Below are 19,269 nucleotides of genomic sequence, written 5' to 3' on the forward strand. Positions count from 1 at the left end.
GTTATTCGATGCATCAGGAGCTTCCGATGAGCGACCCGCAGGCCGGCCATGACCATACCCACGGCGAAAAGCCGGCAGCCGCGCAGCAAGGCTGCGGCGGTTGCGGCTGCGGCGGCGGTGCCGCCGGCACAGCCCAGCAAGGCGCGCCGGACCAGGCGGCGCCCGCGAAGGCCAAGGATCCCGTCTGCGGCATGGACGTCGATCCCGCCACCGCGAAGCACCGGCACGAACACGCGGGCAAGGCCTATTACTTCTGTTCGGCGGGCTGCCGGGTGAAGTTCGAATCCGATCCGCAGAAATATCTCGCGGCCAAGGATCCGGTCTGCGGCATGTCGGTCGACAAGGCGACCGCGCAGCACAAGGCGGAATACGCGGGCCAGACCTATTACTTCTGCTGCAACGGCTGCCGCAGCAAGTTCGAAGTCGATCCGCAGAAATATCTGGCGCCCCCCTCTGGTTTACTGGGGCCGGCGGTCGCCGCGGCGCCGGCGAACAAGGACGCGATCTTCACCTGCCCGATGCATCCGGAGATCCGCCAGGTCGGCCCCGGCTCCTGCCCGATCTGCGGCATGGCGCTGGAGCCGCTCGACGCCACCGCCGACGCCGGTCCGAACCACGAGCTGATCGACTTCACGCGCCGGTTCTGGATCGGCCTCGCGCTGAGCCTGCCGGTGGTGGCGCTGGAGATGGCCGGGCATGTCTTCGATCTCGCCCATGTCGTGCCGCCGCAGGTCTCCAACTGGATTCAACTGGTGCTCGCCACCCCGGTGGTGCTCTGGGCCGGCTGGCCGTTCTTCCAGCGCGGCTGGGCTTCGGTCGTCTCACGCCATCTCAATATGTTCACCCTGATCGCGATCGGCACCGGCATCGCCTGGATCTACAGCCTGGTCGCGACGATCGCGCCGCAGCTCTTTCCCGCCGCCTATCGCGGCCATGCGGGAACGGTCGCGGTCTATTTCGAGGCGGCGGCGGTCATCACCGTGCTGGTCCTGCTCGGTCAAGTGCTGGAGCTGCGCGCCCGCGAGCGCACCGGTGGTGCCATCCGCGCGCTGCTCGATCTGGCGCCGAAGACCGCGCGCCGCATCGAGGGCGAGACGGAGCTTGAAGTGCCGCTGGATCAGATCGCGGCCGGCGACAAGCTTCGTGTCCGCCCCGGCGAGAAGGTGCCGGTCGACGGCGAGGTGCTCGAAGGCCGGAGCACGATCGACGAATCCATGGTGACCGGCGAATCCATGCCGGTGACGAAAAGTCCCGGCGACAAGCTGATCGGCGGCACGCTCAACACCACCGGCAGCCTGATCCTGCGCGCCGACAAGGTCGGCGCTGAGACCATGCTCGCCCGCATCGTGCAGATGGTGGCGGAAGCGCAGCGTAGCCGCGCGCCGATCCAGCGCCTGGCCGACCAGGTCGCCGGCTGGTTCGTGCCGGCGGTGCTCGCGGTCGCGGTGCTGGCTTTTGCCGCCTGGAGTCTCTGGGGGCCGGAGCCGGCCTATACCTACGGCCTGGTCGCCGCGGTCGCGGTGCTGATCATCGCCTGCCCCTGTGCGCTCGGCCTGGCCACGCCGATGTCGATCATGGTCGGCGTCGGGCGCGGCGCCCAGGCCGGCGTGCTGATCAAGAACGCGGAATCGCTGGAGCGCATGGAGCGGATCGACACCCTGGTGGTGGACAAGACCGGCACCCTGACCGAAGGCAAGCCGCGGGTGATCGAGATCGTCCCGGCCGAGGGCGTGGACGAAGCGCAGCTGCTGCGCCTCGCGGCCGGCGTCGAGCGGGCCAGCGAGCATCCACTCGCCCATGCCATCGTCGCCGCGGCGCAAGACCGCAAGCTCGAGATCCCCAAGGTGCGCGGCTTCGACTCCCCCGCCGGGCGCGGCGCCTATGGCTTGGTCGAAGGCAAGGTGGTCGCGCTGGGCAGCGCCGCCTTCATGGCCGAGCGCAAGATCGACACAGCGCCGCTGGCCGCGGCCGCCGACCGGCTGCGGCAGGACGGCGCCAGCGTGATCTTCGCCGCGATCGGCAACGCGCTCGGCGGCGCGATCGCCATCGCCGATGCGGTGAAGGCGACGACGCCGGAGGCGCTGCGGGCGCTGCGGGCCGAAGGGATCCGCATCGTCATGCTGACCGGCGACAACCGGGCCACCGCCGAGGCCGTCGCACGCAAGCTCGGCATCGACGCGGTCGAGGCCGAGGTGCTGCCCGAGCACAAGCGCGACACGGTCGAGAAGCTCAAGCGGGAAGGCCGCGTGGTTGCCATGGCCGGCGATGGCGTCAACGATGCACCGGCCCTGGCGGCGGCGGAGATCGGCATCGCCATGGGTACCGGCACCGATGTCGCGATCGAAAGCGCCGGCATGACCCTGCTGGGTGGCGACCTGGGCGGCATCGTCCGCGCCCGGAAACTGTCGCGCGCGGTGATGGCGAACATCCGGCAGAACCTGTTCTTCGCCTTCGCCTATAACGCGATCGGCGTGCCGGTGGCGGCGGGCGTGCTCTATCCCAGCTTCGGCCTGGTGCTCTCGCCGATCATCGCCGCCGCCGCCATGGCGCTCTCCTCGGTCAGCGTGATCGGCAATGCGCTGCGGCTGCGGGTGACCGAGCTCTGAGCTTGCGCGGGCGTCGCGTTTGCGTAGACTGCCCGCGCTTTTCACTCTCCCGGGACTTTGCTCCCCTAGGATTCAAGAATGGCCAAGACCTACGCGATCGCCGTCGTCGGCATCGGCAAGATCACCGAGGACCAACACCTCCCCTGCATCGCCAAGAATCCGCGCTTCAAGCTCACCGGCCTGGTGAGCCAGCGCGGCGTGGCGCGCGACGGCGTGCCGACGTTCAAGACCCTGGGCGAATTGCTGAAGTCCGGCGTGGCCGTCGATGCGGTCGCGGTCTGCACCCCGCCCAATGCCCGCCACGCGATCGCGGTCGAGGCGATGGACGCCGGCAAGCATGTCCTGCTGGAGAAGCCAACCACCGCGACCACGCTGGAAACGGCCGACCTGGTCGCGCATGCGGCGAAGACCAAGCGCGTCGCCTATGCGACCTGGCATTCGCAGCACAATGCCGCCGTCGATGAGGCCAAGCGGCTGCTGGCCGGCCAGCGCTTGAAGCGCCTGCATGTCGAATGGAAAGAGGACGTGCGGCGCTGGCATCCGGGGCAGGAATGGATCTGGGCGCCGGGCGGCTTCGGCGTGTTCGACCCCACCATCAACGCGCTCTCGATATTGACCAAGATTCTCCCCGGCCCGCTGTTCGTGACCTCGGCCGAGCTGATCACGCCAAGCAACCGCGAGACGCCGATCGCCGGCAAGGTCACCTTCCGCAGCCCGGCGGCGGGCGCGAGTGCATCTTTGACCGCCGAGGTCGATTGGCGCCAGACCGGCCCGCAGAGCTGGAACATCGACATCGAGACCGAGAGCGGCACCAAGCTGGAGCTCCGCGAAGGCGGCACCAAGCTGAGCGTGGACGGCAAGCAGACCGTCGCCGCGCCGATGGAAGAATACGAGCGCATCTACGAGCATTTCGCCGACTTGCTGGACCAGGGCCAGAGCGACATGCACTACACCCCGCTGCAACTGGTCGCCGACGCCTTCTTCGTCGGCAAGCGCGTGCCGACCGACGCGTTTCATTGGTAAAGGTAGACGGATAGACCCGTCGACCCCTCACCCCAGCCCTCTCCCGCAAGGGGAGAGGGGGACGTGGTCCGCGCTCCGCGCGTAAGCGAGTAAGTCCCTCTCTCGACGCAGCGAATAGAAACCCCCTCTCCCCTTGCGGGAGAGGGCGGGGTGAGGGGTCGATGACTCTAACCAACGACCACTCACCACTGCCTCATGCCTCCACCAGGCCCAGCACCTGGCGGTCGAACAGCTTGCGGTAGACGCCATCCGGTCGCTTGGTGAGCGCCCGGTGGTCGCCTTCCTCGATGATGCGGCCGCGGTCGAAGACCAGGATCCGCTTCAGCGCCCGCACGGTCGAGAGCCGGTGCGCGATGACGATCGCCGTCCTTCCCTCGATCAGCCGCTCGGTCGCCTCGTGGATCAGTGCCTCCGATTCCGAATCCAGGCTCGAGGTCGCCTCGTCCAGGATCAGGATCGGCGCGTCCGCGAGGAAGGCGCGCGCCAAAGCGACGCGCTGGCGTTCGCCGCCCGAGAGCTTCACGCCGCGCTCGCCCACCAGGGTGCCGTAACCCTTCGGCAGGCGCTCGATGAAGACATGCGCATTGGCGAGACGCGCCGCTTCCTCGATCTCCGCCATCGTCGCCTGCGGCCGGCCATAGGCGATGTTCTCCGCCAGCGAGCGGTGGAACAGGATCGGCTCCTGCTGCACGATGGCGATCTGCGACCGCAGCTCGGACTGCGGCACCAGGGCGATGTCCTGGCCGTCGATCAGGATCCGGCCGCCGTTCACGTCGTGCAGGCGCTGGATCAGCTTCACGAAGGTGGTCTTGCCGGAGCCGGAGAGCCCCACCAGGCCGACTTTCTCGCCCGCCGCGATCGTGACGTTGAGGTCGTCATAGAGCGGCTTGTCGTGGCCGGTGTAGTGGAAGCGGACATTCTCGAACGCGATCCGCCCGTCGGTGATGGCGATCGGCCGCGCGTCGCGGCGGTCGGCGATGCCATAGGGCTCGACGCCGATCGCCACCAGCTCCTCCATCTCGTTCACCGCATGCTGCAGGTCGCGGATATACCAGCCCACGTCCCGCAGATAGCCGTGGATGACGAGATAGGCGGTCAGCACATAGCCGAGATCGCCCGGCGTCGCCTCGCCGTTCCACCAGAGCCAGAGCGCGAAGCCGATGATCGCCGCGCGCAAGGCCAGCAGGGCAATGAGCTGCGCCGAGCCGTTGTTGGTGCCGCGGGTCCAGGTGCGGCGCGTGCGCTTGGCCCATTTCGCCGTCAGCCCCGCCAGCCGCATCTCCTCGCGCTGCTCGGCGCCGAAGGCCTTCACCACGGGATTGCAGGAGATCGCATCGGCCAGCGCGCCGCCGACCTTGGTGTCCCACTGGTTGGAAAGCCGCGCCGAGGGTCCGACATAGGCGACCGAACCGAGGCAGGCCAGCACCACAAAGAGCACCGCGCCGACGAAGACGATGGCGCCCATCAGCGGCCAGCGCGCGCCGAGAAGCACGGTGGTGCCGAGCAGCACGACCGCCGATGGCAGCAGGGCCACCAGCAGGGTATCGTTCAGCAAGTCGAGCGCCCAGATGCCGCGGGTGATCTTCCGCACCGTCGAGCCGGAGAAGGTGTTGGCGTGCCAGTCGGTGGCGAAACGCTGCACCCGGTGAAAGGCCTCGCGCATCGCATCCGACATGATGCCGAGCGTCATGCGCACCACGCCGAGGAAGCCCAGATGCCGGAACAGCACCAGCATCGCGCCCAGCGCGATCATCAGCCCGAGCGCTTCCAGCGCCTCGTTCAGCGCCGCGTCGCGATCTGCGAGCGCCAGCGCGTCGATCAGCCGCCCGGCATAGAGCGGCACCAGCACATCGGCCAGGGTCGAGAGCAGCACGCAGGTGCCGATCCAGAACGCCAGCAGCGGCCGGCGCCGCCAATGGCCGAAGGTGAAGCCGAGCACGTTCTTGAACGGTGCAGCGCGGTGGCGCAGTTCGGCGAGGACGGAAAGAAGATTGGTCTTCATGGTCTTGATCCGGCGCCGCCCTTCCGGGGCCGGCAGCCGCTCCACTCCAATGGGTTCGACAAGACGCAGATGCGGGATCAACCACGCATCGGCGCAGGGTCGGCCTGAATCTCAGGAATTTGGTGCGGGGCGGTGGTATTGGCCCCGCGACACCCGACCGTTCCGGTCGGGGCCTGCTCTCTAGGACCTAGTCCCGAGCAGGCATTCGAGATTCCGCGGCATCGAGCGACCCCGGCTTGACCTTCAGCCGACCCATTTCAGCGGTATGGATCGCCAAGGCATACGGGATCTGGCCGAAGTTCACGGACATGATAGCGATACTCATGCTGATCCTCCGGCCACGCGTTGGGTGAAGAGGCCGGAATGTACCGAAATCGCGCGGGATTTGCAACCCAGGCGGTCGCAGGGCTGGCGCTCAGCAGCCGAGCCATCCGGCCGCCGGTGCGTCATGGCTTCGTCTTCATCTCGGATGCCAGCACTTCGGTCAGGCGCGCCGGAATGCTCTGCGCGATGTTGATCCTGAGGAAGCGTTTCCATTGCCGCGACGGGCTGAACACGCTGCCCGGCGCCAGCACCACGCCGCGCGCGATCACCCGCGCCGCCAAGACCTCGGCGTCCGGCGCGTGCTTCGGCAACTCCATCCAGAGGAACATGCCCTGCTCCGCCTCGGTCCAAAGCTTCAGGCCCAGCGCCTCCAGCTTTCGGCGCAGCGGGGGCGTCGCCTTTCGGAGCTTCTCGCGCAAGGCCGCCACATGCTTGCGGTAGCTGCCGTCCTCCAGCAGCCGGTGCACGACCTGGGCCGCGCCCTGGTTGTTGCCGAAAGTGGTGGCGAGCTTCAGGTCGGCGAGATGCCGGATCGTCTCCTCCGGCCCGGCGATGAAGCCGACCCGGAGTGCCGCCGAGATGGTCTTGGAGAAACCGCCGAGATGCAGCACGCGATCGAACCCACCCAAGGCGGCGAGCCGCGGCGTCGGCACCGCCTGGAAGTCGCGGAACACATCGTCCTCGACGATCCGAAAATCATGGCGCTGCGCCAGGTTCAGCAGCCGATGCGCCTGTCCGGGCGCGAGGCTGAGGCCGGTCGGATTCTGCATCGCCTGGTTGGCGAGGTAGAGCTTCGGATGCTCGGTCGCCGCGAGCCGCTCCAGCGCCGCGAGATCGACGCCGTCCTTCGTCATCGGCACCGGCAAAGCCCGCGCCCGATGCGCCCGCAGCACCGCGTGGTAGTTGAAGTAGCCGGGATCATCGACCAGCACCGCATCGCCCGGCTGCAAGAGATGCCGGCAAACCAGATCGACCGCCTGCGAGGCGCCGTCGGTCAGGAGGATGGAGTCGGGGGCCGCGGTGATGTCGAGCTCCGCCAGCCGCATCCTGATCTGCTGCCTAAGCGGCAGATAGCCGAGCGGATGGCCGTATTGCAGCAGCTGCGCGCCCGGCATCGCGGCGATACCCCGTAGCGCGCGACGAATGCCCGCCTCCGGCAGCCATGAGTCGGGGAGCCAGCCGCAAGCCGAATGCACGACGCGATCGTCGAGCGACAGCGACTGCCGCATCATCCAGACCGGATCGACCGCTTCCGGCGCCGCTTGGCCCGGACGGGCCACGCGATCGATCAAGGTGAGCGGTGCTTCGCGTCCGGCGACGAAAAATCCGGATTTCGGCTTGGCGACGATCAGTCCCTGGGCGGCCAGCCGGTCATAGGCCTCGACCGCGGTGAAGGGCGAGATGCGGTTGGCCGCCGCCAGCTTGCGGATCGAGGGCAGCTTCTCCCCCGGCAGCAGGGTCTTGGCCGCAATCGCCGCCCGCAGCGCCGCCACCACCTGCTCCTGCAGCGGCGCGGGCGCGGCGGACTGGAGCTGAAGATCCATCTGTATAGGCCTCTGTAACGGTACAGAATAGACAACTATACCGCATCTGTGGCTGGAGGGGCCAGCCTTGCGGCCGCATCTTCACGCCATGACGATGCAGCTCACCGCCCCGCGCACCGCCGACCACCGCCTCGCCGGCATGATCCACGGCGCGATCGGCATGGCGATCTTCGCCGGCTCGCTGCCCGCGACCCGCGTCGCGGTCATGGGCCTCGACGCGATCTTCCTGACCTCCGGCCGCGCGGCGGGCGCCGGCATCCTGGCGGCTCTGCTGCTGGCCGCCACGCGCCAGAAGCTCCTGGCGCGCGGCGACATCGTCCCGCTGCTGGTGGTGGCCGGTGGCGTCGTGCTCGGCTTTCCGCTGCTGACGGCGCTGGCGCTCAAATCCGTGCCCTCGGCCCACGCCATCGTCTTCGTCGGCCTGCTGCCGCTGGTGACCGCGCTCTTCGCGGTGATGCGCGCCGCGGAGAAGCCGCGGGCAGCCTTCTGGCTCTGGGCGATGGCCGGAAGCGCTGCGGTCTGCCTCTACGCGCTTTGGCACAGCACGGGTGGTTTCGCCGCAGCCGACCTGCTCATGCTGGGTGCAATCGTGGTCTGCGGCCTCGGCTATGCCGAGGGCAGCCGGCTTTCGAAGCGAATCGGCAGCTGGCAGACCATCTGCTGGGCGCTGGTCCTCTCGCTGCCGGTCAGCCTGCCGGCGACACTCGCGACGCTGCCCGGCGACCTCGACAAGGTCGTGCTGCCGGCCTGGCTCGGCTTCGGCTACGTGACCCTGTTCAGCATGTTCATCGGCTTCTTCTTCTGGTACCGCGGCCTGCTCCTGGGCGGTATCGCCCGGGTCAGCCAGATCCAGCTGTTCCAGCCCTTCCTCGGCCTCGCCCTGGCCGCCCTGGTGCTCGGCGAGACCGTGTCGCCGGACATCGCCGTCGTGGCCCTGGTGATCGGCGTCTGCGTCTGGCAGGCCCGGAAGCACGCTTAGCTTTACAAGAACCGCCCGAAACTCATTCCCCGCCCGCCCAAAAACGCATTTCCAAACCCCCGGTCCGGCGATGGATTTTGCTCCCGACCAGCTCGGGATCGCACATCTTCATGGAAACTTTCGACACCATCATCGTCGGCGCCGGTTCCGCCGGCTGCGTGCTTGCGGACAGGCTCTCGGCCGCGGGCCTTTCCGTGCTGCTGCTGGAGGCCGGCGGCAGCGACCGCCGGTTCTGGATCAAGCTGCCGATCGGCTATGGGCGGCTGTTTTATGACGAGACCCTGAACTGGGCCTATCAGACCGAGCCTTGCCCCGAGCTCAATGGCCGCAGCCTCTACTGGCCGCGCGGGAAAGTGGTCGGCGGCTCGAGCTCGATCAACGCCCTGGTCTATTACCGCGGCCTGCCGCACGATTATGACGACTGGGCGCAGATGGGCGCCGCCGGCTGGAGCTGGAACGACGTCCGCCCGGTCTTCGAGGCCAACGAGCGGCGCATGAGCGAATCCGGGATCGCGATCGGCAGCGGCCCCTTGAGCGTCTCGCGGATCGACGCCGACGCGCACCCCTTGAAGGAGCGCTACTTCCAGGCCGCGCGCGAGCTGCAGCTGCCGCTGACCGGCGACATGGTGAACCAACCGGAAGGCGCCGGCCTCTACCAGATCACCACGAAGAAAGGCTTCCGCTGCTCCGCCGCCGATGCCTTCCTGCGGCCGGCGCTGAAGCGCGGCCTGGTGAAGCTCGAGACCGATGCGATGGCGACGCGGATCCTGTTCGAGGGCAAGCGCGCGGTCGGGATCGAATACCGCCGCTACGGCCATCTGTTCCAGGCGCGCGCCAACTTTTCGGTGATCCTCTCCGGCGGCGCGGTGAACTCGCCGCAGCTGCTGCAGCTCTCCGGCATCGGCCCGGGCGCGCTGCTGCAGAGCCAAGGCATCGCGCCGGTGCTGGACAACACCAATGTCGGCGCGCATCTGCAGGACCATCTCGCCGTCACCTATTACTACAAGTCCAAAGTCCCGACGCTGAACGACGAATTGAACTCGATGTGGGGCCAGTTCAAGGCGGCCCTGCATTACGTGCTGACCCGCCGCGGCACCTTGAGCCTCAGCGTCAACCAATGCGGCGGCTTCGTGCGTTCCTCGGCGACGGCGAAGCGGGTCGATATGCAGCTCTATTTCAACCCGATCACCTATCCGTCGCCCAAGCCCGGCGAGGTGCGACGCATCGATCCCGATCCATTCTCGGGTTTCATCCTGTCCTTCCAGCCTTGCCGGCCGACCAGTCGCGGCACGATTTCGATCCGGGACAACGGCATCGACACACCGCCGAAGATCGCGCCCAACTACATGTCGACCGACCAGGACATCGCTGAGGCAATCGCCGGCGGCAAGCTGCTGCAACGCCTGGAAGCCGCGCCGGCGATCAAGGAGATCATCCAGGAGACCATCCCCCCGGTCCTCGGGCCGATGTCGGATGCGGAGCTGCTCGCCGATTTCCGCGCCCGCTGCAGCACCGTCTTCCACCCGACCTCGACCTGCAAGATGGGCGCGAGCGAAGCGGATTCCGTGGTCGACAGCCGCGCCCGTGTCTTCGGCATCGAAGGATTGCGGGTCTGCGACGCCTCGATCTTCCCGACCGTCACCTCCGGCAACACCAACGCAGCCACCATCATGGTCGCGCGCAAGATGAGCGACGCCATCGTCGCCGACAGCAAGTCCTGATATAACCGCCAGATCCAGCGGGGAGCCGATTATGAAAATCAAAGACCTGAAGACCTTCATCGTCGGCAATCCGCCGCCGGGCTTCGGCGGGCGCTATTTCGTGTTCGTGAAGCTGATCACCGACAACGGCATCGAGGGGATCGGCGAGGTCTATGCCGCGACCTTCGGCCCCAAGGTGGTCGAGGCGATGATCAGGGACGTGTTCGAGCGTCACGTGCTGGGCCGCGAGCCGTTCCGGATCGAGGCGATCTGGCGCGAGGTCTATTCCCGCGGCTATTCCCAGCGCCCGGACATCTCGCTGATGGGCGTGCTCTCGGCGATCGAGATGGCGCTCTGGGACATCATCGGCAAGGCGACTATGAAGCCGGTGCATGCGCTGATGGGCGGCAAGATCCATGAACGCTTGCGCAGCTACACCTATCTCTATCCGGACGATAAGCAGGACGCGACCGACTTCTACAACAATCCGGATGCCTCGGCGAAGCGCGCGGCGGAATATGTCGCCATGGGCTTCACCGGCATCAAGTTCGATCCGGCCGGTCCCTACACGATCTACGACCCGCACCAGCCGTCGCTGTTCGACATGGACCAGTCGGAGCTGTTCTGCAAACGCCTGCGCGAGGCGGTCGGCAGCAAGGCCGACCTGCTGTTCGGGACCCACGGCCAGTTCACCACCTCTGGCGCGATCCGCCTCGGCCGCCGGATCGAGGCCTATGACCCGCTCTGGTACGAAGAACCGACGCCGCCGGAAATGCCGGAGGAGATGGCCAAGGTCGCCCGTGCCTGCAAGGTGCCGATCGCAACCGGCGAGCGCCTGACCACCAAATACGAGTTCGCCCGGGTGCTGGAACTCGGTGCCGCCTCGATCCTGCAACCGGCGTTGGGCCGCGTCGGCGGAATCTTCGAGGCGAAGAAGATCGCGGCCATGGCGGAGACGCATTACGCCGTCGTGGCGCCGCATCTCTATGCCGGCCCGATCGAGGGCGCGGCGAACATTCAGTTCGCCGCCACCCTGCCGAATTTTCTCATTCTCGAGAGCATCCAGACCTGGGGCGGCTTCCACGCAGAGATCCTGAAGAAGCCGATCAAGTGGGAAGACGGCTACGTCATCGTCCCCGACGAGCCCGGCCTCGGCGTTGAGCTCGATGAAGCCGTGGCGCTGGCGCATCCCTATACCGGTGACAGGCTGCATCTCGAGGTGCAGACCACCCCGGTCAACTACTCGACGGCCAGCAAGTTCGGCGGCGGGTCTTAGGATAGAGTCGTCATCCGCGGGCTTGACCCGCGGATCTCGCTCCGTCACGGCACCAGATGCCCGGATCAAGTCCGGGCATGACGAAAAGGGAAATTGGAGAATGCGTTACGGATTCATCGGCCTTGGTCATCTCGGCAAGCATCTCGCCTCCAGCCTGGCCCGCGGCGGGTTCCAGGTCACTGTCCACGACCGTGACCGTGCCGCCGCCGAGCCGGTGCTGAAGCTCGGCGCGACCTGGGCCGCCACGCCCGCCGAAGCGGCGAAGGATGCCGACGGCTTGATCACCTGCCTGCCCTCGCCCAAGGCGAGCGAGAGTGTGATCACCGCCGCATTGCCGGGCTTCAAGCCGGGGGCCACATGGATCGAGATGAGCACGGTCGATGAGGACACGCTCGCCCGCCTCGCCGCGCCGCTCTCGGCCCGCAAGGTCGAGGTGCTGGCCTGCCCGGTGACCGGTGGCGTGCACCGCGCGGAGGCCGGCGAGATCACCGTTCTGGTCGGCGGCGAGAAGGCCTTGTTCGAGAGGCATCGCGGCGCCCTCCAGGCGATGGGCGGCGAGGTGATCCATCTCGGCGGCCATCAGCAGGCTTCGGTCACCAAGGTCGTCACCAACATGCTGGCCTTCATCCACCTGATCGCCGCCGGCGAGGCGCTGATGCTGTGCAAGAAGGGCGGCGTCGATCTCGGCACCGCCTTCCGGGCGATCAAGGCCAGCTCCGGCAACAGCTTCGTGCACGAGACCGAGAGCCAGGTGATCCTGAACGGCTCCTACGACATCGGTTTTACCATGGACCTCGCCTGCAAGGATGCCGGCTTCGCCCTGGAGATGGGCCGCCGCTTCGGCGTGCCGCTGAAGCTCGCCGGCCTCATGGAGCAGACCTTCGTCGAAGGCCGCGCGAAATACGGCGGCGGCGCCTGGAGCTCGATGATCGTGAAGCTGCTGGAAGATTCGGTCGGCGAGGATTTGCGCGCCCCGGGCTTCCCGGCACGGCTGGAGGCGAGCTAGGATCAACAACAAGAGGCAGTCGTTGGGCGGACCGAAGAGCTACGTTCTTTCAGGCGGCGACGTGATCTTGTGGACCGAGGACGCGACGATCATGCTGAAGGCCGCTGACACTAACGACGAGCCCGTCACGCTCAGCCGGGAGGAGGCCAAGGCGCTCTCGCAGGCGCTGCTGGCGCTCGCCGCAGGAAATCTGGAGCCAGAGTGATGCAGCGCCCGATCGACATCCCAACGGTCATCAAGACGGATCCCAGCTCTTTCGAGGACTACACGCTCGACGGGCCGGATTATCCAGGGCTGCGCTGGAAGCCGATCACCTTCGACCAGAAGACCAGCCGCGGCAGCTATTACTTCCACATGCTGCCGGGATCGGTCACCAAGCCGCACACCCATCCCAATTACGAAGAGTTCTTTGTGATCGAGGGCGAGGCGATCGAGAGCGATGGCCGGATCTTGAAGACCGGCGACTTCGTCTCGTTCAAGCCCGGCTCGTTCCACAACACCCGCAGCGAGACCGGCTGCCTGATGATCGTGTTCGAATGGGCGCCGGCCTGATGGCGGCGATCACGGCGGTCCGCGCCAACATCGTGACGCTCGAAGTCGACGCCATCGTCAATGCGGCCAACGAAAGCCTGCTCGGCGGCGGCGGAGTCGATGGCGCCATCCATCGCGCGGCCGGGCCGGAGCTCCTGGAGGAATGCCGGACCTTGCATGGCTGCAGGACCGGCGATGCCAAGATCACGCGGGGTTACAGACTGCCGGCGAAGCATGTGATCCACACGGTCGGCCCGGTTTATCGGGACGGCAGGTCGGGCGAGCCGGCGCTGCTTGCTTCCTGCTATCGCCGCTCCTTGGATCTCGCCGCACAACATCATCTGAAGTCGATCGCCTTCCCGGCGATCAGCACCGGCATCTACGGCTATCCGATCGAGGACGCGGCGCGGATTGCGGTCGAGACCGTGCGCGCATCGCTCGATGCCGCGCCGAGTGTCAAAGAGGTGATCTTCTGCTGCTTCTCGGAGAGCGACCTGGCTGTCTATCGGCAGGCGCTGGCTAGCTGAGTATCCAGGTGAGGCCGCCGACGACCGCCGCCGCAAGGACCACACCAAGGCCGAGAATCACGTAAGCCCCGCGGCTGACGTTGGCCTTGATCTTCTGAAACTCGGCGCGGTCGTTGACGTTGGGGAACGGCCCGTCCGGGACCGCGACGCCGAGGAACCGGCACAGCGGACCCCAGCCCTCTGTCGCCGTGAAGATCAGCAGCCGTTCCGGCGGCACGGCCGCCTTCACCTCTTCGACATGCCGGTTGTAGAAAGCCGTGGCCTTGGCGCGGTCGGGCATGGTGTCGCGGTGGAGGTGTTGCCAGATCAGCTTCCGCGACATGGTGCCGAACTTGCGGCCGAACGGGGTCACCGCTTTCAGCAGCTTGAACTGCCAGGTGTTCTCGGTGAAGTAGATCGTCTCCATGACGCTCTCGTACCAGGCATCGGCGCCCTTCGGGTGCAGGGTCAACAGCACCTTGGCCTCCGGGTAGAAGCGGATCAACTCGCGCCAGACGCAGACCGCCGGGTTGTCGACACTGGCGGTGTACTGGCCGAAAACCTGCTCCCAGTCATTTCGGGACCGGTCGGGCGCGTCGGCGACCCGGCGCCAGAAATCGAGATGCGTCTTCTTGTTGGCCGGATTCCCCAGGACTTCGATCATGTGATAGCAGGGGAAGCCGAGCTGCTTCAGCGCGGTGTAGGTCGACATGGTCCCGGTCCGGCCGAAACCGGCCCCGACGATCTGCAGCGGCATTGTTGTTCTCCCCTGGTTCCGGCCATTGTTTCCATACAATTGGCCAGGGAACAATCGGGAGAACAATCGGGGTCAAAACCCAGCAGATTCACCATGACCGGCCCGGATGCCGCATTGCCTAGCGGCCGCTCCGGCGCTATTTTCCGCGCCGTTTGTCCCGCCCCGCCAGAAGTGAGAATCATGGCCGCCTTCCTTGCCGAACGCCTCGACCGGATCCAGCCCTCGCCCACCATCGCCGTCACCCAGAAGGCGCGGCAGCTGAAGGCGGAAGGCCGCGACGTGATCGGCCTCGGCGCCGGCGAGCCGGATTTCGACACGCCCGACAACATCAAGGAAGCGGCGATCGCCGCGATCCGCGCCGGCGACACCAAATACACCAACGTGGACGGCACCGACGCGCTGAAGAAGGCGATCATCGCCAAGTTCAAGCGCGAGAACGGACTCGACTACAAGATGGACCAGATCACCGTCGGGACCGGCGGCAAGCAGGTGCTGTTCAACGCCCTGGTCGCGACTCTCAACGCCGGTGACGAGGTGATCATCCCCGCGCCCTACTGGGTCTCCTATCCGGACATCGTGCTGCTGGCCGACGGCAAGCCGGTGATCGTCGAATGCGGCGAGAACCACAAGTTCAAGCTGACGGCGGAAGCCTTGGAAGCCGCGATCACGCCAAAGACCAAGTGGCTGATCCTGAACTCGCCGTCGAACCCGACCGGTGCCGCCTACAGCGCCGAGGACCTGCGCAAGCTCGCGGATGTGCTGTTGAAGCACCCGCAGGTGCATGTGCTGACCGACGATATGTACGAACACCTGCTCTATGACGGCTTCAAGTTCGCGACCATCGCCCAGGTCGAGCCGAAGCTCTACGACCGCACCTTGACGATGAACGGCGTCTCCAAGGCCTATTGCATGACCGGCTGGCGCATCGGCTATGCCGGCGGCCCGGCCCCGCTGATCAAGGCGATCGCCAAGATGCAGTCGCAATCGACCTCCAACCCGTCGTCGATCTCGCAGGCGGCGGCGGTCGAGGCACTGAACGGCCCGCAGGACTTCATCGAGAAGAACAACGCGGTGTTCAAGGAACGCCGCGACATGGTGGTGAAGATGCTGAACCAGGCGCCGGGCCTGCATTGCCACACGCCGGAAGGCGCGTTCTATGTGTACCCCAGCTGCGCCGGCTGCATCGGCAAGACCACGCCGCAGGGCAAGAAGCTCGCGACCGACGACGACGTCGTGACCTATCTCCTGGAAGCGGAGGGTGTCGCCGCGGTGCAGGGCTCGGCCTTCGGCCTCTCGCCCTATTTCCGCATCTCCTACGCGACCTCGACCGAGGCGCTCAAGGAAGCCTGCACGCGGATCATCAGGGCTTGCCAGGCGCTGAAATAAACCACAGACGTCACCCGCGGGCTTGACCCGCGGGTCTCTTACCGAGTTCGCATTGGATAGAGATGCCCGGGTCAAGCCCGGGCATGACGCTCTTCTTTGCGTGTCCCGGCTATGAGTTTTCGGCCCTGGACACCGGATGGCCGCGTGGCAAGCTGATCCCCTCACTGGGGAGAGCTGCATGTCGCCTGACTCGTCGCGCCCGTACAAGCCTGCCAACCCCTATCCCTTCGCCCGGACGCGACGCACGCCGCCGACCGCGATCATGGACACCGAGGGCCAGGTCGATATGCGGCGGCTCAGGAAGTATCGGCTCGACCGGGTGCGCGCCGAGCTCAAGAAGAACGACTTCGCCGGCATCCTGCTGTTCGACCCGATCAACATCCGCTACGCGACCGGCAGCCGGAACATGGCGGTCTGGACCCTGCACAATGCCGGGCGCTACGCCTTCGTGCCGACCGAGGGCCCGGTCGTGCTGTTCGAGTTCCATGGCTGCGCCCATCTGAACGAGGGCCTGGAGACCATCGCGGAGATTCGGCCGGCCAAGGCCTGGTACTTCTATGCCGCCGGACCGCTGGTCGAGAAGCGCGCCGGGCAATGGGCGGCCGAAATCGCCGACCTGGTGCAGGCGCATGGCGGCGGCAACAGGCGGCTGGCGCTCGACCATTGCGACCTCGCCGGTGCCCGCGCGCTGCAGAAACTCGGCATCGATGCGCATGAGGGCGAGGGCGTGATGGAGTTCGCGCGGCGGATCAAGTCGGCGGATGAGATCGCGCTGATGGGCGTCTCCATTGCGGTCTGCGAGACCGGCATGGCGCGAATGCGCGACGCCTTGGAGCCCGGCATCACCGAGAATCAGCTCTGGGCCAAGCTGCACGAGACCAACATCGCCATGGGCGGTGAGTGGATCGAGACCCGCCTGCTCGCCTCCGGCGGCCGCACCAATCCCTGGTTCGCGGAATCCAGCGACCGCATCATCCGCCCCGGCGAGCTGGTCAGCTTCGACACCGACCTGATCGGCCCCTACGGCTATTGCGCCGATCTCTCGCGCACCTATTTCTGCGGCCCCGGCAAGCCGACGCCGAAGCAGCGCGAGCTCTATCGCCTTGCCTGGGAGCAGATCCATTTCAACATCGACGTCTTGAGGCCCGGCCTCACCTCCAAGGAACTGGTCGAGCGCTCGTTCCAGCTTCCGGCGAGCTGCCTGGAGAACCGCTATTGCGTGGTCTATCACGGCGTCGGCCTCGCCGACGAATATCCGCAGGTCGTCTATCTCGAAGACCTGGAGAGCGGCGGCTATGACGGCCTGATCGAACCGGGCATGACGCTCTGCGTCGAAAGCTATATCGGCGAGGTCGGCGGCGACGAAGGTGTCAAGCTCGAGCAGCAGGTGCTGGTGACCGAGACCGGCTGCGAATTGCTGACCAGCTTCCCGTTCGAGGACGGGCTGATGGCGCGGGAGATATGAACCAAGCCGTCATCGCCGGGCCTGACCCGGCGATCTTTTCGGGAGTTCGCAGCGGCGCCAGATCCGCGGCCCCGTCCGCGAACGCGGACATTCGTCCGCTGCGCCCGCGGATGACGGTCGTGGGTGGGTCAATCGACCACGTCGATCACCCTATACCAAAGATTCCATTGTTCTGCGGCGTCGTTTCCCTTGATGATCCGGTGAAATGAGCCAGATTAGGTCTGCAAATCACACAAAGAGGGATTCCATGTCGATCGACATCGGCATCAAGCCGAAGGACCGCAAGGCCATCGCCGAGGGACTGAGCCATCTTCTGGCCGACACCTACACGCTTTATCTCAAGACTCATAACTTCCACTGGAACGTGGAAGGGCCGATGTTCAACACGCTGCACCTCATGTTCGAGACGCAGTATACCGAGCTCGCCCTGGCGGTCGACCTGATCGCCGAGCGGATCCGCGCTTTGGGCTATCCGGCGCCGGGCAGCTATTCGGCTTACGCCAAGCTTTCCTCGATCAAGGAAGCGAGCGGCCAGCCCAAGGCCGAGGAGATGATCCGGCAGCTGGTCGAGGGCCAGGAAGCGGTCGCCCGCACCGCCCGCAAGGTCTTCCCGACCGCCGAGAAAGCCTCCGACGAGCCGACCGCCGATCTGCTGACCCAGCGCATGCAGGTCCACGAAAAGAACGCCTGGATGCTGCGGAGCCTGCTGGCCTAGGGGCTCGCGGCGGCACGAGATCGCCGGGCCAAGCCCGGCGATGACGGTCAAATTTTGAAGCGTCATGCCCGGGCTTTGACCCGGGCTTCTTTTTCCGGCGGAACCTCACCCCGTCGTGACCTGCGGGGTGTAACCAAACCGCGGATTCCGGCGTAGTATCCCCAGGACCAAACGGGAGTACGCCATGTTCGTTAAAGTGAAGCGCGGTTGGGAAATTCCGGAGAGCGCGGCGACGCCGGAAGGCGTTTATCTGCGCCGGCGCCATTTTCTGGCCGCCGCCGGCATCGCCGTGGCCTCACCCTCGGTCCTTTCCAGTGCCCGCGCCGATGACACGGCGGACCCCTCCGCCGGGCTTTACCCGGTGAAGCGCAGCGAGACCTACAAGCTCGACCGCGATGTGACGCCGGAAGCGCTCTCGACCCATTACAACAACTACTATGAGTTCGACACTTCGAAGGACGTCGCCGCTCTGGCGCAGGCGCTGCCGATCCGACCCTGGACCATCACCATCGACGGCATGGTCGAGAAGCCGCAGACTCTCGACATCGACGCGCTGTTGAAGCAGATGCCGCTGGAAGAGCGGCTGTATCGCCATCGCTGCGTCGAGGCCTGGTCGATGGCGGTACCCTGGAGTGGCTTTCCGCTGAAGAGCCTGGTCGATCTCGCGGCGCCGCTTTCGAGTGCCAAATACCTGCGCTTCGAGAGCTTCAACAATCCCGACGTGGCGCCGGGCATCAGCAGCCAGCCCTGGTCGCCCTGGCCCTATATCGAGGGCCTGACCATCGCCGAAGCAACCAACGACCTCGCCTTCATGGTCACCGGGATGTACGGCAAGCCCGTACCGAAGCAGAACGGCGCGCCGCTCCGCCTGGCGACGCCGTGGAAATACGGCTTCAAGTCCGCCAAGGGCATCGTGAAGATCACCTTCACCGACCAGCAGCCCTTGAGCTACTGGGAGCAGCTGCAATCCAGCGAATACGGCTTCTGGGCCAATGTGAACCCCGAGGTCGCCCATCCGCGCTGGAGCCAGGCCGACGAACGGGTGCTGGGCCAGAACGGCACCGTGCCGACCCAGCTCTTCAACGGCTATGGCGAGTTCGTCGCTTCGCTCTACAGCGGCATGCAGGATCTCGGCGATCGGCTCTACCGCTGAAGCTTGGCCGGCGTTTCGCCGGGCTTCCCAGCTATTCCACTGGCGCAGTGCGGCATCCGCCGAAAGGCGGAGGTCGGCGCTTCCTGTGGCAGTTCTGCAACGCTGAAAAGAAAAATGCCGGGCCCGAGGGCCCGGCAAGTTAAACAGGGAGGCTTTACGTCTGGGAGACGTAGGATCCGAAGACCCCATCTGGGCCTTGCGCCCAGATCCGATTTGAGACTTCCAACCTATTTCTGGCCGTCGGCCTCGAAACTCACGGTCCGCTTCTTCCGGTGCGCCAGCGCTTTATTCGGCGG

At 66.3% G+C, this 19,269-nt stretch carries 17 protein-coding genes; 13 read left to right on the plus strand and 4 right to left on the minus strand.

Annotated features, from left to right (window positions below):
- Positions 1-26 precede the first annotated feature (26 nt).
- Entirely contained in the window at positions 27-2,606 is a 2,580-nt protein-coding gene (locus tag ACYQ4T_RS24865; protein ID WP_459859319.1) for a heavy metal translocating P-type ATPase, read from the plus strand.
- Positions 2,607-2,684: 78 nt separating this feature from the next.
- Positions 2,685-3,629 carry a Gfo/Idh/MocA family protein gene (locus tag ACYQ4T_RS24870; RefSeq protein ID WP_459859320.1) on the plus strand — a complete coding sequence of 315 codons (945 nt, stop codon included), beginning with the start codon at positions 2,685-2,687 and terminating at the stop codon, positions 3,627-3,629.
- Between the two features lie 193 nt (positions 3,630-3,822).
- On the opposite strand, the gene ACYQ4T_RS24875 is transcribed toward ACYQ4T_RS24870, so the two are convergent.
- The 3 genes from ACYQ4T_RS24875 to ACYQ4T_RS24885 all read right to left on the minus strand — a co-directional run bounded on the left by ACYQ4T_RS24875 (position 3,823) and on the right by ACYQ4T_RS24885 (position 7,499).
- Positions 3,823-5,631, minus strand: a complete 1,809-nt coding sequence (locus ACYQ4T_RS24875; protein ID WP_459859321.1) for an ABC transporter ATP-binding protein — start codon at positions 5,629-5,631, stop codon at positions 3,823-3,825.
- A gap of 187 nt (positions 5,632-5,818) precedes the next feature.
- On the minus strand, positions 5,819-5,956 hold the full coding sequence (locus tag ACYQ4T_RS24880) for a hypothetical protein (protein WP_459859322.1): 138 nt from the start codon (positions 5,954-5,956) through the stop codon (positions 5,819-5,821).
- A gap of 121 nt (positions 5,957-6,077) precedes the next feature.
- Entirely contained in the window at positions 6,078-7,499 is a 1,422-nt protein-coding gene (locus ACYQ4T_RS24885; protein ID WP_459859323.1) for an aminotransferase-like domain-containing protein, read from the minus strand.
- A gap of 88 nt (positions 7,500-7,587) precedes the next feature.
- Between ACYQ4T_RS24885 and ACYQ4T_RS24890 the strand changes: the two genes are divergently transcribed.
- From ACYQ4T_RS24890 to ACYQ4T_RS24920, 7 genes are all read left to right on the plus strand, one after another.
- Complete coding sequence (locus tag ACYQ4T_RS24890; RefSeq protein ID WP_459859324.1) at positions 7,588-8,478, plus strand: DMT family transporter; 891 nt, start codon at positions 7,588-7,590, stop codon at positions 8,476-8,478.
- 110 nt (positions 8,479-8,588) lie between these two features.
- Positions 8,589-10,199: a GMC family oxidoreductase gene (locus tag ACYQ4T_RS24895; RefSeq protein WP_459859325.1), complete on the plus strand. Its 1,611-nt coding sequence runs from the start codon at positions 8,589-8,591 to the stop codon at positions 10,197-10,199.
- Positions 10,200-10,230: 31 nt separating this feature from the next.
- A complete protein-coding gene (locus tag ACYQ4T_RS24900; RefSeq protein ID WP_459859326.1) occupies positions 10,231-11,454 on the plus strand; it encodes a mandelate racemase/muconate lactonizing enzyme family protein in 1,224 nt (407 codons plus the stop codon).
- Between the two features lie 100 nt (positions 11,455-11,554).
- Positions 11,555-12,460 (plus strand): NAD(P)-dependent oxidoreductase, encoded by a 906-nt coding sequence (locus ACYQ4T_RS24905; protein ID WP_459859327.1) that lies wholly within the window; start codon positions 11,555-11,557, stop codon positions 12,458-12,460.
- Between the two features lie 22 nt (positions 12,461-12,482).
- Entirely contained in the window at positions 12,483-12,665 is a 183-nt protein-coding gene (locus tag ACYQ4T_RS24910; RefSeq protein ID WP_459859328.1) for a hypothetical protein, read from the plus strand.
- Complete coding sequence (locus ACYQ4T_RS24915) at positions 12,665-13,012, plus strand: cupin domain-containing protein (RefSeq protein WP_459859329.1); 348 nt, start codon at positions 12,665-12,667, stop codon at positions 13,010-13,012. Before ACYQ4T_RS24910 ends, ACYQ4T_RS24915 begins: the two co-directional genes overlap by 1 nt.
- Positions 12,997-13,518 carry an O-acetyl-ADP-ribose deacetylase gene (locus ACYQ4T_RS24920; protein WP_459859330.1) on the plus strand — a complete coding sequence of 174 codons (522 nt, stop codon included), beginning with the start codon at positions 12,997-12,999 and terminating at the stop codon, positions 13,516-13,518. Before ACYQ4T_RS24915 ends, ACYQ4T_RS24920 begins: the two co-directional genes overlap by 16 nt.
- Here the strand turns inward: ACYQ4T_RS24920 and ACYQ4T_RS24925 are convergent.
- The gene (locus tag ACYQ4T_RS24925; protein ID WP_459859331.1) at positions 13,511-14,254 is read right to left on the minus strand and encodes a sulfotransferase family protein; all 744 of its coding nucleotides are present in this window, start codon (positions 14,252-14,254) and stop codon (positions 13,511-13,513) included. The genes ACYQ4T_RS24920 and ACYQ4T_RS24925 overlap by 8 nt on opposite strands.
- 180 nt (positions 14,255-14,434) lie before the next feature.
- Between ACYQ4T_RS24925 and ACYQ4T_RS24930 the strand changes: the two genes are divergently transcribed.
- The 4 genes from ACYQ4T_RS24930 (at position 14,435) to msrP (ending at position 18,973) form a co-directional block, all read left to right on the plus strand.
- Positions 14,435-15,640, plus strand: a complete 1,206-nt coding sequence (locus ACYQ4T_RS24930) for an aspartate transaminase (RefSeq protein ID WP_459859332.1) — start codon at positions 14,435-14,437, stop codon at positions 15,638-15,640.
- Between the two features lie 178 nt (positions 15,641-15,818).
- Positions 15,819-17,105 (plus strand): M24 family metallopeptidase, encoded by a 1,287-nt coding sequence (locus ACYQ4T_RS24935; RefSeq protein ID WP_459859333.1) that lies wholly within the window; start codon positions 15,819-15,821, stop codon positions 17,103-17,105.
- 247 nt (positions 17,106-17,352) lie between these two features.
- On the plus strand, positions 17,353-17,820 hold the full coding sequence (locus tag ACYQ4T_RS24940; RefSeq protein WP_459859334.1) for a Dps family protein: 468 nt from the start codon (positions 17,353-17,355) through the stop codon (positions 17,818-17,820).
- A 184-nt stretch (positions 17,821-18,004) separates the two neighbouring features.
- The gene (gene msrP, locus ACYQ4T_RS24945) at positions 18,005-18,973 is read left to right on the plus strand and encodes a protein-methionine-sulfoxide reductase catalytic subunit MsrP (protein ID WP_459859335.1); all 969 of its coding nucleotides are present in this window, start codon (positions 18,005-18,007) and stop codon (positions 18,971-18,973) included.
- The last annotated feature ends 296 nt before the right edge of the window (positions 18,974-19,269 follow it).

It is taken from the genome of Dongia sp. agr-C8, assembly GCF_054658695.1.

Bases quoted from the DNA above. Each gene is read 5' to 3' on its own strand.
- ACYQ4T_RS24865 (WP_459859319.1), top strand. From the start codon at position 27: ATGAGCGACCCGCAGGCCGGCCATGACCATACCCACGGCGAAAAGCCG.
- ACYQ4T_RS24870 (WP_459859320.1), top strand. From the start codon at position 2,685: ATGGCCAAGACCTACGCGATCGCCGTCGTCGGCATCGGCAAGATCACC.
- ACYQ4T_RS24875 (WP_459859321.1), bottom strand. From the start codon at position 5,631: ATGAAGACCAATCTTCTTTCCGTCCTCGCCGAACTGCGCCACCGCGCT.
- ACYQ4T_RS24880 (WP_459859322.1), bottom strand. From the start codon at position 5,956: ATGAGTATCGCTATCATGTCCGTGAACTTCGGCCAGATCCCGTATGCC.
- ACYQ4T_RS24885 (WP_459859323.1), bottom strand. From the start codon at position 7,499: ATGGATCTTCAGCTCCAGTCCGCCGCGCCCGCGCCGCTGCAGGAGCAG.
- ACYQ4T_RS24890 (WP_459859324.1), top strand. From the start codon at position 7,588: ATGACGATGCAGCTCACCGCCCCGCGCACCGCCGACCACCGCCTCGCC.
- ACYQ4T_RS24895 (WP_459859325.1), top strand. From the start codon at position 8,589: ATGGAAACTTTCGACACCATCATCGTCGGCGCCGGTTCCGCCGGCTGC.
- ACYQ4T_RS24900 (WP_459859326.1), top strand. From the start codon at position 10,231: ATGAAAATCAAAGACCTGAAGACCTTCATCGTCGGCAATCCGCCGCCG.
- ACYQ4T_RS24905 (WP_459859327.1), top strand. From the start codon at position 11,555: ATGCGTTACGGATTCATCGGCCTTGGTCATCTCGGCAAGCATCTCGCC.
- ACYQ4T_RS24915 (WP_459859329.1), top strand. From the start codon at position 12,665: ATGCAGCGCCCGATCGACATCCCAACGGTCATCAAGACGGATCCCAGC.
- ACYQ4T_RS24920 (WP_459859330.1), top strand. From the start codon at position 12,997: ATGGGCGCCGGCCTGATGGCGGCGATCACGGCGGTCCGCGCCAACATC.
- ACYQ4T_RS24925 (WP_459859331.1), bottom strand. From the start codon at position 14,254: ATGCCGCTGCAGATCGTCGGGGCCGGTTTCGGCCGGACCGGGACCATG.
- ACYQ4T_RS24930 (WP_459859332.1), top strand. From the start codon at position 14,435: ATGGCCGCCTTCCTTGCCGAACGCCTCGACCGGATCCAGCCCTCGCCC.
- ACYQ4T_RS24935 (WP_459859333.1), top strand. From the start codon at position 15,819: ATGTCGCCTGACTCGTCGCGCCCGTACAAGCCTGCCAACCCCTATCCC.
- ACYQ4T_RS24940 (WP_459859334.1), top strand. From the start codon at position 17,353: ATGTCGATCGACATCGGCATCAAGCCGAAGGACCGCAAGGCCATCGCC.
- msrP (WP_459859335.1), top strand. From the start codon at position 18,005: ATGTTCGTTAAAGTGAAGCGCGGTTGGGAAATTCCGGAGAGCGCGGCG.